The organism is uncultured Nostoc sp. (assembly GCF_964247315.1).
GTDB lineage: Bacteria > Cyanobacteriota > Cyanobacteriia > Cyanobacteriales > Nostocaceae > Nostoc.
On the sequence record NZ_CAXTTT010000013.1, the window covers coordinates 32,971 to 46,702 of the forward strand.

The 13,732-nt window shown below is 39.4% G+C and carries 18 protein-coding genes; 8 read left to right on the top strand and 10 right to left on the bottom strand.

Annotated features, from left to right (window positions below; translation table 11 throughout):
• The 3 genes from ACFE93_RS06325 to ACFE93_RS06335 form a co-directional block, all read left to right on the top strand.
• A partial coding sequence (locus tag ACFE93_RS06325; RefSeq protein ID WP_375472516.1) for an NF038130 family PEP-CTERM protein occupies positions 1–396 on the top strand: 396 nt, incomplete at its 5' end.
• Positions 397–702: 306 nt separating this feature from the next.
• Positions 703–801: a hypothetical protein gene (locus ACFE93_RS06330; RefSeq protein ID WP_375472557.1), complete on the top strand. Its 99-nt coding sequence runs from the start codon at positions 703–705 to the stop codon at positions 799–801.
• Between the two features lie 521 nt (positions 802–1,322).
• Complete coding sequence (locus tag ACFE93_RS06335) at positions 1,323–1,724, top strand: response regulator (protein WP_375472517.1); 402 nt, start codon at positions 1,323–1,325, stop codon at positions 1,722–1,724.
• Positions 1,725–1,767: 43 nt separating this feature from the next.
• Here ACFE93_RS06335 and ACFE93_RS06340 read toward each other — a convergent pair whose 3' ends face one another.
• The gene (locus tag ACFE93_RS06340; RefSeq protein WP_375472518.1) at positions 1,768–1,947 is read right to left on the bottom strand and encodes a hypothetical protein; all 180 of its coding nucleotides are present in this window, start codon (positions 1,945–1,947) and stop codon (positions 1,768–1,770) included.
• Positions 1,948–2,616: 669 nt separating this feature from the next.
• Between ACFE93_RS06340 and uvrC the strand changes: the two genes are divergently transcribed.
• Together uvrC and ACFE93_RS06350 are read left to right on the top strand one after the other, a co-directional pair.
• Positions 2,617–4,494, top strand: a complete 1,878-nt coding sequence (uvrC, locus tag ACFE93_RS06345) for an excinuclease ABC subunit UvrC (protein WP_375472519.1) — start codon at positions 2,617–2,619, stop codon at positions 4,492–4,494.
• A gap of 623 nt (positions 4,495–5,117) precedes the next feature.
• A complete protein-coding gene (locus ACFE93_RS06350; RefSeq protein WP_104907454.1) occupies positions 5,118–5,297 on the top strand; it encodes a replication restart DNA helicase PriA in 180 nt (59 codons plus the stop codon).
• A gap of 515 nt (positions 5,298–5,812) precedes the next feature.
• Here ACFE93_RS06350 and ACFE93_RS06355 read toward each other — a convergent pair.
• From ACFE93_RS06355 to lgt, 7 genes are all read right to left on the bottom strand, one after another.
• A complete protein-coding gene (locus tag ACFE93_RS06355) occupies positions 5,813–6,283 on the bottom strand; it encodes a hypothetical protein (RefSeq protein WP_375472520.1) in 471 nt (156 codons plus the stop codon).
• A gap of 240 nt (positions 6,284–6,523) precedes the next feature.
• A complete protein-coding gene (locus tag ACFE93_RS06360) occupies positions 6,524–7,189 on the bottom strand; it encodes a class I SAM-dependent methyltransferase (protein WP_375472521.1) in 666 nt (221 codons plus the stop codon).
• Between the two features lie 143 nt (positions 7,190–7,332).
• Positions 7,333–8,424, bottom strand: a complete 1,092-nt coding sequence (rlmN, locus tag ACFE93_RS06365) for a 23S rRNA (adenine(2503)-C(2))-methyltransferase RlmN (RefSeq protein ID WP_375472522.1) — start codon at positions 8,422–8,424, stop codon at positions 7,333–7,335.
• Between the two features lie 79 nt (positions 8,425–8,503).
• Positions 8,504–8,857, bottom strand: coding sequence for a phenylpyruvate tautomerase MIF-related protein (locus ACFE93_RS06370; RefSeq protein ID WP_375472523.1), 354 nt, complete (start codon positions 8,855–8,857; stop codon positions 8,504–8,506).
• 84 nt (positions 8,858–8,941) lie between these two features.
• Entirely contained in the window at positions 8,942–9,382 is a 441-nt protein-coding gene (locus ACFE93_RS06375) for a hypothetical protein (protein ID WP_375472524.1), read from the bottom strand.
• A 22-nt stretch (positions 9,383–9,404) separates the two neighbouring features.
• Entirely contained in the window at positions 9,405–10,223 is an 819-nt protein-coding gene (gene cobM, locus ACFE93_RS06380; protein WP_375472525.1) for a precorrin-4 C(11)-methyltransferase, read from the bottom strand.
• 210 nt (positions 10,224–10,433) lie between these two features.
• Positions 10,434–11,309: a prolipoprotein diacylglyceryl transferase gene (gene lgt / locus ACFE93_RS06385; RefSeq protein WP_375472526.1), complete on the bottom strand. Its 876-nt coding sequence runs from the start codon at positions 11,307–11,309 to the stop codon at positions 10,434–10,436.
• 295 nt (positions 11,310–11,604) lie between these two features.
• On the opposite strand from lgt, the gene coaD reads away from it, so the two are divergent.
• The 3 genes from coaD (at position 11,605) to ACFE93_RS06400 (ending at position 13,213) form a co-directional block, all read left to right on the top strand.
• Entirely contained in the window at positions 11,605–12,156 is a 552-nt protein-coding gene (gene coaD, locus ACFE93_RS06390; RefSeq protein ID WP_375472527.1) for a pantetheine-phosphate adenylyltransferase, read from the top strand.
• Positions 12,066–12,734, top strand: coding sequence for a DivIVA domain-containing protein (locus ACFE93_RS06395; RefSeq protein ID WP_375472528.1), 669 nt, complete (start codon positions 12,066–12,068; stop codon positions 12,732–12,734). The genes coaD and ACFE93_RS06395 overlap by 91 nt, the downstream gene beginning before the upstream one ends.
• Positions 12,735–12,886: 152 nt before the next feature.
• Entirely contained in the window at positions 12,887–13,213 is a 327-nt protein-coding gene (locus ACFE93_RS06400) for a Ycf66 family protein (protein WP_375472529.1), read from the top strand.
• 100 nt (positions 13,214–13,313) lie between these two features.
• Here the strand turns inward: ACFE93_RS06400 and ACFE93_RS06405 are convergent, their stop codons facing one another.
• Positions 13,314–13,505, bottom strand: coding sequence for a DUF6887 family protein (locus ACFE93_RS06405; protein WP_375472530.1), 192 nt, complete (start codon positions 13,503–13,505; stop codon positions 13,314–13,316).
• Complete coding sequence (locus ACFE93_RS06410; RefSeq protein WP_375472531.1) at positions 13,502–13,684, bottom strand: DUF6888 family protein; 183 nt, start codon at positions 13,682–13,684, stop codon at positions 13,502–13,504. Before ACFE93_RS06410 ends, ACFE93_RS06405 begins: the two co-directional genes overlap by 4 nt.
• Between the last annotated feature and the right edge of the window lie 48 nt (positions 13,685–13,732).

The following is a 13,732-nucleotide window of genomic DNA, read 5'->3' on the forward strand; positions in this document are numbered from 1 at the left end:
TCTCAACTGAATACTCTCAAAAATCAGCTACCAGGTCAAATCTCTCAACTGAATACTCTCAAAAATCAACTACCGGGTCAAATTTCTCAACTCACATCATTTAAAGATGTACTGACTCTGCAAGCTGCATTAAGTGCATATCAAGGTGAAATTGCGGCTAGTGAAATTGCTAAGGTAGTTACTGGTGGTCAAACTTACTATGCCTATAGCTTTAACCCCACTGCATCTGGTATTACTGCTTCTGATGATGGTGTATCTTACAGTGCTATTTATACTTGGACAACACCTAAGTATGTCTCTCCATCCTCAGTACCAGAACCCTCAGTAGTATTTGGTATTTTAGGTGTTGCTGGTATCTTTGCTACACAACGCAAGTTAAAAAAAGTCTCTGGTTGAAACTCTGGTTTGCATTCCCAAAAATAAGTAAAGGAGCAAAATTGCTCCTTTTTTTTTACAAACTTTTAATATTTTTTCTATCCGCAAATGAGTATTAAATCCTTGTACAGCAAGGATAAAAACCTAATTTTCCGATCGGTCTATTGTAATTACTTATGGTCAAACCTACTACACTTACAGCTTTAACCCCACTGTGTTAGGAATTACAGCCTCTAATGGATGAGCGCACATCATAACAATGCATATTACACTTGGGACATACCTGGATATATATGTCCTTCAAGTTCAGTTCCAGAACCATCAGTAATCTTCGGTTTGCTGGGTATTGCTGGCATCTTTATAACGCAATGCAAATTTAAAAAAGCATCTATTCAAAATTATGGATTCAAAACTACAAATAAGTAAGGGAGCTAACAGATCCCTTTTTTGATGAATATTTGCTTGCAGCTATAAAATAATTTAATCTTCTAGGTTATACTGTTTCTAAAAATACTTGCAACAAATAAATCGGTTGCAAGATTTTCCATCTGTATGCCTCTAGCAACTTGATTTATTTGTAATATGGATTTTGTATAATGGTATTACTTACCCTTATATCTTTAAAAGGGTAATTACCATAATATTAATTCCAGTATTACTTAAGTAATTTTACTCATAAAATTTAGGCAATTAAATTTGTAAAAAAGATGTTAACTTACTACTCAAAATTATAAAATAATCGTAAAAAAAGCTTAAACTTTGATGTAATTATATTTAATAATACTATCATTTAAGTATTATAAAGTAGCTAAATTTCATTGGTTCAGATACTAAATTAGATTACATAAGTACAATTTTTATTTGTTTCACTGTTTAAATGCACTACTGTTTTAGTTTATGGTAATAATTGTTGATTTTTCATCAAGATCATCAGATAATAGTTAGCAATGACAGTACAATTATTCAATATAAATCAGCCATTGCAGTCACACAAAGTTAGACGAATTTTGCTAGTTGAAGACCATTACCTCAATCGGATGTTACTTAGTGACTATCTAAGTTACTGTGGGTATGAAGTCCAAAGTTTGTCAGAAGGCTCTGCTTTTTTCTCAACCATAGATAAATTCAAGCCAGATTTAATGTTATTGGACTTGAAATTGCCCGATATTGACGGTTATTCACTCTTAAAACAAGTCCAGCAAAAACCCGATTTGTCAAAAATACCGATCATTGTGGTTTCAGCCTTTGCTTTTAAAGCAGATCAAGAACTAGCTCTAAGTTTAGGCGCACGAAAATACTTTGTCAAACCTTTAAAACTCAAGGATCTCATCCTTGCAATTGAAGAATAGTTTGTTTGTCGCCATAGATAAATTTTCTTTACTAAGCGTGTATTTATTTTGCTTTTTGGTCAGCAATAAACTCTTCAACGCGTTCACTAAGAGTTTGTACAGAACTGCCAATTGTTGAAATTTTCTGTTGTACTTGCGCTAATAATAAAACTGCTGTTTGCAGTTCATTGAGAGTTTCAGCCATAGCCTCACGATACTGGACTTCAAAATCTTGTAAATTCATAGTTTAGCTCTGGTCTTAAATCATCATAATAACTATATTTTCAATCATAATCGTAAATTTAACTGACTCAATCCGTTAATTCGCTTAATGTTATAAGTTCAATAAATAAATATAAATAGTACCAAACAATTAAGATTTTATCTAATATTTATACAAGCAATATATTTATAAAAACTTTGTTGATAAATCATAAAATTAAATACAAACTCAGTATTATCTAATCAAAAATATAAAGTTTCAGATAATAAAGTATTATCAATTTCAAAATATTAATTATAGATTCAAAAAGCAAAGTTTTTATTCTGACAGTGGTAGTCAATCGCTAAGGTCGCAGCTAGACAAACTCTTCTGTGCTCGAGAGTTGTGATAGTTGCAGTAAGTTTTTTGGCAAGCCTCTAGCCTGGAAGCCGACCCACCGCCAAAGAAGTGTCTACAGCAGACTTGTCTTTGTGCAAACTAAAAGCCTAATGATTTGAGAGTACTGTCAGAGGTAGTGGGGCGTTGAGCCAGTGCTGAGTTAGAAGTTATTATACTCCCCCGTCCTCTTTCATCTGTTGTGGTGTGTACCACTCATAACGGTTACTTTATATTTACTTGATAAATAATTTGTTAAATCGGCACGAAAAAACAATTTTTCTTAAAATAGAGAAAGATTACCTAATTTTAGTTGTGACAATATCAACTCAAATATTACCACTGGTTAAAGAGCCAGAACGACTAGAAAACCGTCTAGCCGAAATTCCACCGGAACCGGGGGTTTATTTCATGCGGGACGGGAGCGATCGCATTATCTATATAGGTAAATCGCGTAAGTTGCGATCGCGTGTCCGTTCCTATTTCCGGGATGGCTACAATAAAAGTGAACGTATCGCCACGATGGTCAAGTTGGTGACAGAAATTGAATTCATCGTCACTGATACTGAAGCCGAAGCTTTAGCGCTAGAAGCCAATTTGATCAAGCAGCACCAACCATACTTTAACGTGTTGCTTAAAGATGATAAAAAATATCCTTATCTCTGCATTACTTGGTCAGAAGATTATCCACGAATTTTTATTACCCGTAAACGTCAATTCGGTAAAGAAAAGGATAAATTTTACGGGCCTTATACTGATGCTGGTTTATTACGAGAAATTGTCCGCATCTGCAAGCGCATCTTCCCACAGCGACAACGACCTCAACCACTTTTTAAAGACCGCCCTTGCTTGAATTTTGATTTAGGGCGTTGTCCGGGTGTGTGTCAACAAATGGTTTCACCAGAAGAATATCGCAAAATTGTCCAAAAAATAGCGATGGTTTTTCAAGGTCGAACTCAGGAACTGATTGATATTTTGACTCAACAGATGAACGCAGCTGCTGAGAACTTGAATTTTGAGTCAGCGGCGCGGATTCGCGATCAAATTTCTGGGTTAAAGTCGTTGACAGCCGACCAAAAAGTTTCGTTACCAGATGATACTGTTTCGCGGGATGCGATCGCACTGGCAGCTGACGAACAGCACGCCTGCATTCAACTATTTCAGATTCGCGCTGGGCAATTGGTAGGACGTTTAGCCTTTGTAGCGGATACTCACGCAGAACCAGGAGCTATTTTACAACGAGCTTTAGAGGAACATTATCAAACTGCTGACTCCGTAGAAATACCCATAGAAATTTTGGTACAGCATGAGTTACCAGATGCGGAGATATTGGCGGATGTCTTAACTCAACGAAAAGGCAAAAAAGTGACAATATTGACTCCTTTGCGGCAAACTAAGGCAGAATTAATTGAGATGGTAGAGCGAAATGCTCAGTATGAATTGCAAAGAATGCAGAAATTTGGCGATCGCAATCACCAAGCAATGCAAGATTTAGCCGCCATCCTCGATTTACCAGATGTACCGCACCGCATCGAAGGTTATGACATTTCCCATATTCAAGGGTCAAATGCTGTAGCTTCGCAAGTCGTGTTTATCGACGGATTACCCGCAAAACAGCATTATCGCCACTACAAAATTAAAAATCCCACGGTGACAGCAGGACATTCAGATGATTTTGCTAGTCTTGCTGAAGTCATCCAACGGCGGTTTCGTAAATATGCGGAAGATCAGCAATTAGCGCGTTTGGGTAATCCTGACTGGCCTGATTTAATCATGATTGATGGTGGTAAAGGTCAGTTATCATCAGTTATCGCCGTTTTGCAAGAGATGAATTTATTAGAAGACTTGCGAGTTGTGAGTTTAGCAAAGCAGCGAGAAGAGATTTTTTTACCGGGAGAATCTAAACCGTTGACAACTGATGCAGAACAACCAGGGGTACAGCTATTGCGGCGCCTGAGGGATGAAGCGCATCGGTTTGCAGTGAGTTTCCATCGTCAGCAACGCAGTGATAAATTGAAGCGATCGCGTTTAGATGAAATTCCTGGTTTAGGACATCATCGCCAAAAGCAACTACTAGGGCATTTTCGCTCAGTTGACTATATTCGGCAAGCGACAACCACGCAACTCGCTGAAGTAGCAGGAATTGGGCCGCGTTTGGCTCAAGAAATTTACGATTATTTTCATCCTGCTTGAAGTGACAACTCCCATTCTCACCTTGAACTAAGGATTGGAGACTAAAGCACTGGGTAATGGAAAAGCAGTGCCTTTATAGTGGTTCCCACTCTGATGCGGTATAACCTTATATCGCAAGCTGTAGGGGCAGTGCATATCCTTTGGTTTCAACTTCATCTGAAATCTTCTGACTGTATGAGTTTTGCCCTCACCCTCAGCTCCTCTCGCAAAATTGGGTTTCATAAATCTTGTCAGCAAATATTAACTAAATCTTAAGACAGAGATTTTGTTACTAAATATACAGTAATTTCGGTGATTTCATTTTTGAATACAAGAACGGCTTTTTTTATATTCGTCTGAAATGACTATAAACAAGGCTCTCTCAAGGCATTAATCATAGGGATCAGTAAATCTCTAAATAGCATTTAATTGAAAACGAATTTATGTATCTAAAGTATGAGGGTAAAATCACTGAAATTCTAGAATAATAGATAAAGATATCGGAAAGTTATCAAACCTGAAATTTTGTTTAAAATAATCAGCAAATATTACAGTAGTTTGTTAAGTTGGGTCGAACCAGATTTTTTCCTGGTTTAATTAGTAGCTTTACCAAATAAAAAATAATTACAAATAGGGGTTTTAAAATGCAGACAGTACAAAAGATTTACTGCCCAAATTGTGGTAGCCATGCGGAGCGTTATTATATTTATGATAGTCAATTAACTCGGACACAATGTCCAAGTTGTGACTATTTGATGATTAGTTGCACTCGCACTGGCAAAGTGATTGAAGCGTATGCTCCTGGCATTCATGCACATCGGTAGCTAATAATAAAAAATTAAAAATTGGAGAAGATTTTCTCTAATTTTTAATAAAAAAGTTATTTATCAAAACAGAATTTAGGAGTTATGAGTTAGAATTCAGTGGAATTGGAGTCTGACTGGCGCGCAGCAGTAGTGAGTCCACGTACCTCTACGGGGAAGCAAGCTACGCGGATCGTCCTGTAAAGAACTTCTAAAAAAATATGTTTAATAAATACGCTAAGTCGTCCTTTACATGTTTCGGAAAAAGAAGATTTAGTGGTTTACATTTAGTAGGTGAGTCAGTAGCTTGCTTTTTGCAAGGTAATTCTCCACTTTCTTATTCAAAATAGAACTTACGCAAAAATCGCCGAAAAGTTTAATTTATCGAACCGCCAAGACGCCTTCTCTGCGAGAGGCTCCGCCAACGCGCAGCGTCTCGTAGAGAAGAACGCCAAGAGATTGTAGAGTGTGCGTAAGTCTTACAGAATTCTGGATTCTGGATTCTAAACTTTGCTTCAACAGAAATTTTGAACACTTCACAGCTTTTCTTTCTGTTGTCTAAGTTCTTGCTGTCGTCTCTGTTCTTGTAATCTAAATTGTTGCTGTTGTCTAATTTGTTGCTGTTGTCTGAGTTGTTGATCTTGTATTCTCAGCTGTTGCTGTCGTGTAAATTCTTGCTGTTGTAGTATTGTTTGTTGCTGTTGTAGTCTAAATTGTTGCTGGCGTATCAGTTCTTCCCGTTGTCGTGTAAATTCTTGCTGTTGTAGTTTCTGTTGTTGTTGTAGTTGTGGTTGTTGAAGATTTAGCCGTAGCCATGTATCGTGCAATTGCTCTTGTGTTTGCTGAGTTCGCTCCTCTTGTTGTTGTCTCATTCTTTCTTGAAAAGACTCAGGTTGCTGAGGAATCGGTTGAATTATTTGTCCATAAGCAGGAGAATCCATCGGCAAAGCTTTTGCAAGAACAATCGCTAGCGGCCAAAGTTTAAGCGTTAATGATCGATTCAACATATAGTTATTTGTTATCGGTTGGGTTGAGCGATCGCTTTATCCTGAAGTATCTATTTTAGCGTTGTCTTCTTGCAACAATTACCAACCTTCTGAGTTTGACTGGACTTATCAAAATAAGATTTAGATAAATTACGCGAACAGGTTCAGCACACAGAGGATGGCTGGAGTATTCACCAATTCTGAATTCTGCTTTCTGACTCCTTTTTATTCCTTTGTTTAGTTACATTCATACCGCAATCATCAACGCCATAAACCAAAATAGGCACTAGTTGCTGCCGATTCAGATGCAATTAAGCGTTGAATTACATCCTCTGCTTGCGGTACTAAAGGATGGTGTGTGTGAACATAATCCAAAATGTTATAAAGATACCAAGGAGCAATACTAGGCACTAAACGTAATTGTTCTCGTATTCTATCAGCACATAAAAAACTGTGTTGGGTAAATTGACCATGCCAAAAATCACGGGGTTGTAGATTAATATGTCCAACTCCACCCTGTCCCAAAACTGCGGCAGAAAATACTACTACTGGCGCTACTTTTGTCAACCAAGTAACTAACTCTGACGAGACTGACGGATTTAAATGTTCCGCTACTTCTAAACAAATTGCCATATCAAATGTTCTGTTAGTGAATATATTAGTTATGGCAATTGAGTCGTTCAAATTTACAAGATGAAATTCAACATTTAAATTAGAAAAATCCGGCTGAGAAAAACCATCAATAGCAGTTACTTTAACACCTAATTTTGCTAACTCTCTACTTAAATGCCCAGGGCCACAGCCAAAATCTGCAACTGTTTTTGGTTGATACAAGTTGAAAATCGTCGTAGCTATAGTTTTATAATCAGTTTGAAAATATTTGCTATTAAAAAAACTCTTATCGTAAAGAAGTGTAGATTCATTCATTGGTATAGCAGCCCTAAATTCTTAGTAAGAAACAAAAAAACAAAGTAGAAATACGTACTTGGAAGCACTATGAGTATAATAGTGCGATTCGTTTAACCTAAACTTGTAGCTACGTGTTGATCAAAAAACTCTATGTAAAAATTTTAGTTTTTACTTGCTCTGAGTTGTCCACAAGCAGCATCAGCCTCTAAACCACGGGAATAACGGACACTAACAGCAGTATTTTGCTGCTTGAGAACGTTCACAAAAGTTTGAATGCGATCGCGGTTGGGGCGTTTGTAGTCTACTTCTTGGATGGGGTTGTAGGGAATCAAATTTACATGACTTTGGAATCCTCGCAGGCATTTTGAGAGTTCCAATGCGTGTTCTGGTAAATCGTTAATACCAGCAAGGAGAACATATTCAAAAGTAACCCGGCGTCCAGTAATTTCCACATATTCTCGACACTCAGCCAGTAAATCTTCGAGAGGATAGGCGCGGGCGCTGGGGATGAGTTTTTCTCGTAGTGCTTGGTTGGGTGCGTGGAGACTCACAGCCAGAGTGATTTGCAAATTGTTTTGCGCGAACTGACGGATGCGATCGCGAATCCCCACTGTAGAAACTGTAAGCGATCGCTGTCCTATACCGACATCTTGATTGAGAGATTTTAGGGCTGCTAGGACATTCTCAGTATTCAACAACGGTTCACCCAATCCCATAAACACCACATTGCTAACCCGTTGCTGAAAATCTTCTTGCACAGTCAACACCTGATCGATAATTTCATGCCGTGCTAGGTTGCGTTTATAGCCTCCCTTACCAGTAGCGCAGAAATCACACGCCATTGGGCAACCCACCTGAGTAGAAACACAAACTGTCAAACGGGCTTTTGGGCCTTCTCCTCTTTCTGCGAAGGTGGGGATGCCTACAGTTTCAATAATCTGCCCGTCTGTTAATCGTAAAAGATATTTCACCGTACCATCGGGAGCCTCAGAGCGGTAATGTAAAATTGAGCGCCCAATGGGGATTTCTGCTACTTCTTTGCGCCATTGCTTGGAGAAGACAGAAATATCAGCTAGTGATCGCACCCCTTTTTCATAGATCCATTCATGCAGTTGCTTTCCTCTGTAAGCAGGTTGTCCCTGTTGCTGCACCCAAGTGCTTAACTCCGCCAAAGAAGCGCCAAGAAGGGGAGGGATTGATTCTGATTTTTCTGGGTTGAAGTCAACCTGAGATACAAGAGGCGTAGCAGACATAAAAAAATCGCGAGTTGATGTTGGATCTCTATCCTACACCTGCCAGATTGAGTTAGTCTTGACCAAAGAAGACGATAAATTAACTAAAAGTTGTGCCGTTCCAGCCCCACATTGCACCCTTAGCGTCTGCAAACTCAATGTAAATACGATTTTTCGGCACGCCTAGAGTTTGGTTAATCTGCTGGCAAAAGTCTTGACTCATTGCTGCGGTTTGCTCTGGCTTCATCGTGCCAACGCTCTTAATTTCAATGTAGCAAACTGGGTCTGTATTCCCTGCAAAAGTCATGGGTATTCCCGGCTCAAAAGCAGTCATTACATAGGATTCTGGTTTTCCCAAATGTTTCGCTAACTTGGCTGATAGGTTTAAAAGCATTAACTCAATTTCAGCTTTTTCAGGAGCCGATGCAGAAGTTTGCACTTTAATTAATGGCATAGGACTGAATTGGGATTTTGGATTTTATTACACTTTTAAGGTGATCTAAAAGCAGAGTACAGTTTAATTTTCTAAAAGCTTTTGCTAATAAAAATTTAAGGGTATTTTTTCCGTAGTTGCAGCTTTTTTCATACTACTGCCAATAACGCTAACTTTAAAGGTTATACCTGACTTTTTAGGCAACCATCCTATTTCCATAGCTTGTTTTATCCATAAAGCTACGTCTTTTGGTGTTACTGCGGTTATTTCATACCTTGGCTCAATTCTCCAAGCCCGAACCTCTCCTGATGCATCTTGAAGTTGTATTGCCACGAGTTCGCTATTAATGAGGCTGTACCCTTGTGGATGAAGCCTATCAGTAAGAATCACTAATACTGAGCCAGCCTCAGTAGCGTGTTCTACAGCAACATGGAGATGTCCATCAGGATCGTCTGCTTGTACGTTGGTAGCTTGTCTTCGGATTAGCCAGATGAATGCTTCTCCATCAACTATTATTTTTCTTGTACCTTTTTTCGGTATTGACATCTCTGTTGTTATATTTCTTGGACTACTCTGGGCGAAATAGATGACTATGTTCGGGATGATATAAACGCGATCGCCCTGTTGTTGTCGAAAGTGCTGGACTGATTATATAAAGTGTAGTGCGAATTAGTTTTTCTTGATGAGTACATTCTGCCATTTGATTCAGAGGGACAACCCTGATTTTTTCATCAGGCCATCCGATGCGAAAGCAAATAGCAATCAGGGTTTCGGCTGGATAGTGTTCGAGTAGTTTTACTTGGGCATTTTCGACGTGACGCGCACTCAAATACAGGCAAAGGCTAGCCTGATGTGCTGCAAGAGTGGCTAATTCTTCGGCGACGGGGACTTCTGTACGTCCGCTGATGCGTGTCAAAATGATGGTTTGAACTAAACCAGGTACAGTCAGTTCTACTTTGAGTTTGGCAGCAGCAGCTTGAAAGGCGCTGATACCTGGTATGACTTCAAAAGGAATATTTGCCTCTCTTAGGAGATGCATTTGCTCGTGGATGGCGCTGTAGAGACTAGGATCGCCAGAATGGAGACGGACTACAGATTTGTGCTGCGATCGCACTCTATCGATCGTAATCGCCAAAATTTCTTCTAAAGTCTGATTCGCAGTTCTAATTATCTCCGCATCTTTTCGGCAAAGTTCTAAAATTTGTTCGGGTACTAAAGAATCAGCAAATAAAATTACATCAGCAACAGCCAGTAATTTTTGCGCCTTCACCGTTAATAAGTCAGGATCTCCAGGGCCTGCTCCGACAATATACACAGATGGTTCTACAGGATATAGTGTTTTTTTATAACTTAGGCTTTCTGTATATTCACTTTTAAAAGAACCCACGGCAATCCCTCAAAAAAATTTTTTAATATTTTCTCAGTATCTTTCCGGATTCACCCTCTTTCCCTAGTAGAGAGTAATGGTAGATGCACCCTGGTTAAGCCCTAGAGAATACTCTGGGGCATTTTTTATTTTTGGGCATTGGGCATGGGGCATTGGGCATTGAATATTTAATTATGCTCTCTTTTCCACATCCCCTTCATCCCTAGTCCCTCATCTCCCACTCTCCCCATTTCCCTTAAGAGTAGGAACTACATCGGGTAAAGGGCGTTTGAGTAAGTAAAGCCAAGCTAATCCAACTAATCCCAATAGAATTCCTAAACTACTGACTACTTGTGCCATCCGTAATGGCCCCAGCATCAAGCTATCAGTGCGAAAGCCTTCAATCCACAAGCGTCCTAAGCTGTAGGCTGGCCAGTAAATTAGAAACAGTGTGCCTACCTTCAGACGTGGTTTACCGGATAAAGACCGGAAAAACAACGTTATTAGTAGCGCAAACACCATTAAATCCCACAAAGATTCGTAGAGAAAGGTGGGATGAAAGTAATCGAAACTAACATATTCTAAAGGGCGATGGTCTGGTGGAATATAGAGCTTCCAGGGTAAATTAGTCGGAGCGCCAAAAGCTTCAGAATTAAAGAAATTGCCCCAACGTCCGATCGCCTGCCCTAAAATCAGCGAAGGTGCTACTAAATCTGCCAGTTGCCAAAAAGAAACCTGCTTGATTCTGGCAAAGATTAACGCAGCCACAACGCCACCAAGAATCGCTCCATGAATGGCAATACCTCCTTCCCAGATCGCAAAAATTTTTCCTGGAGTTGGGGCATATTTTGACCATTCAAAAAAAACGTAATATAGTCGTGCGCCAGGAATTGCCCCAATCAACAACCAAAAGAACAAATCGCCTAGCAACTCAGGATTAACGTTACGGCGCTTTGCCAAATTTTGGGAAAGGATCACGCCAATTAACACTGCTGTGGCAATTAACAAGCCGTACCAACGAATACTTAGTGGCCCTATTTTCACCAGAATCGGTCCTGGAGAAGTAAATTGAAACGCCAAGGGCAAAGTGGGAAAATCCAGTGCCATGAAAAATTACCTAGAAAAGTTCGTTAACTACCCGCGCACTTTGCTAAGTACGGAGTTTCTTGTGTCTCGAATACTGTAACTACACTTGAATCTTCCACAACATTGTGGGGACATAGGTAAAAATCCAGTATTCATATTTAGGAGTCTAGTTCCTAACGCTTAGTTGAGCATAACTTGTACCACTAAAACAATTGAGTTTACCATCCTTACCGAGAGCGCAAGATGGTAGATTTGAGTAAGTTACACAAAATGCTTTCAATATAATCACCTAAACAACTTTGATATATTTAAAATTGTGATTGCTATTTATCCTGGTAGCTTCGACCCCATTACCTTGGGACACCTCGATCTCATTGGGCGCGGTAGTAGGCTGTTTGAGCGGGTGATTGTCGCTGTACTACGGAACCCTAACAAGATGCCACTTTTTAGTGTGGAGCAACGGCTAGATCAGATCCGTCTTTCTACAGAACATCTATCTAATGTAGAAGTAGACAGCTTTGATGGTCTTACTGTCAATTATGCTCAAATGCAACAAGCACAAGTTTTGATCCGGGGTTTACGAGCTGTGTCAGATTTTGAAGTGGAACTGCAAATGGCTCACACCAATAAAACTCTTTCTACCCAAATAGAAACAGTTTTTCTCGCAACCTCAAATGAGTATAGTTTTTTAAGTAGTAGTGTGGTAAAAGAGATTGCAAGGTTTGGTGGCTCTATCGATCATCTCGTTCCCCCACACATTGCCCTAGATATATACCAATGCTACAATCAGAAATCTCCAATGTTGAACCCAATCTCAACGGAAGCAATCCCTCCTCTCAAGAACATCTCGGTGGAGAGGGAAGCATAGATATTCAGCAGGAACTCAACCGTCTAGAGGAAATGGTTCTCTCTAGTCTCAGGATTCCGCTGACGGGACGCACACTCATAGATGAAGAAAAGCTGCTAGATCAGCTTGATTACATCCGCCTTGCTTTACCATCCCTTTTTCAAGAAGCAGCAGCAGTTCTCAACCAAAAGGACGAAATTCTGCTAGAGGCGGAAGAGTATGGACAGCAGGTTGTTGAGGCTGCACAAGCAAAAAGAGCGCAAATTTTAGCTGAAAGCGATATTATTCACCAGGCGGAACAAGAAGCTGAACAACTGCGGCGACAAGTGCAACAAGAGTGTGAGGGAATAATGCAAGAAACCCTCGCCGAGATTGACCGCAAGCGGTATGCTTGTCAGCAAGAGTTAGAGCAAATGCGACAAACTGCGATCGCTCATGCTCAAGAAATTGAAGATGGTGCTGATGCTTATGCCGATGGCATTTTGGGAAATATCGAGCAGGATCTCAAAGAGATGTTGCGAGTTGTCACCAACGGACGGCAACAATTGCAAATTGATAACCTCACTCAGCGCAATTCACCTCCTGGTAAAAAAAGATAAAGGTTCTAACGAGAGATGAGGAGAAATTATCGGTTGGGTTTCGCTATTGCTTAACCCAACAATTTTTATAATAAATAAAGACTTTTGGTTTTCTATACCTAACTGGTAATAAGTTTAAAATTTTGGCTTATAATTAAACAGATTTTTAAAATATGCTTACTTTCGCTCAAGTTAACTTTGGAGCAAATTCAGCTAGTATACTGGGACTTATTTATTTGCTTTTAGGAGTAGTTTACTTAATTTTTATGGTATTCTGGCTAGTAAAATATGGAGCAAGACTTACAAGTTGGGCTTTAGCACTTTATATTATCCAAGCGATATTTACGCCAATTATAATGTTATTGTGTGGATTTATTTTAACTTTCCAAGGCTGGCGATTAGATCCAATTCTTCAATTTGGGCAATTTTTATTGAGCTTATTAATTATTTACCTGAGTATTAAAGATATTGTAATTAATGCAGTTTACAGAAATAGATGATTTTAGTATTGGGAGAATCTCATTAATAAAATTTTTAAAACTCAGAAAAATGGGTACTGGATACTGGAAAAATTACTTAATCTCCAGTCCCCAGTATCCTTCAGTGCGATCGCGATTGGTTAATTCGCTTTTGCAATTCGGCTTCAATTTCTTCATCTGTGCTGCAAAAGACTTTTGGACGTTGCTCTAATCTATCCATGAGAATGTGGAAGGCTTCTATATCTTTGGGATGGTAGCGAACCCAGTCCCGCAACTCTTCATCAGTCATCGCTTGGTAGTTAGAATCTGTCATGGAAACGTTACCTCACCGTTAGAGTAGATTTCTATTTGTATTGTGTCTCCAACTAGCATGTATATGCGCTTTGTCCTTTCGTCTAGGCGGACTACGTTTATCGATTGAAGCAGATTGCTTGCTCTTACTGACATCCGGTAATACGCTCCCAACTGCTCTGATGTCGGCTCCAATTTCACCTCCTTATTTAATTTTCAAAGTTCCAACGGCTAGTTTTTAATTTCCTG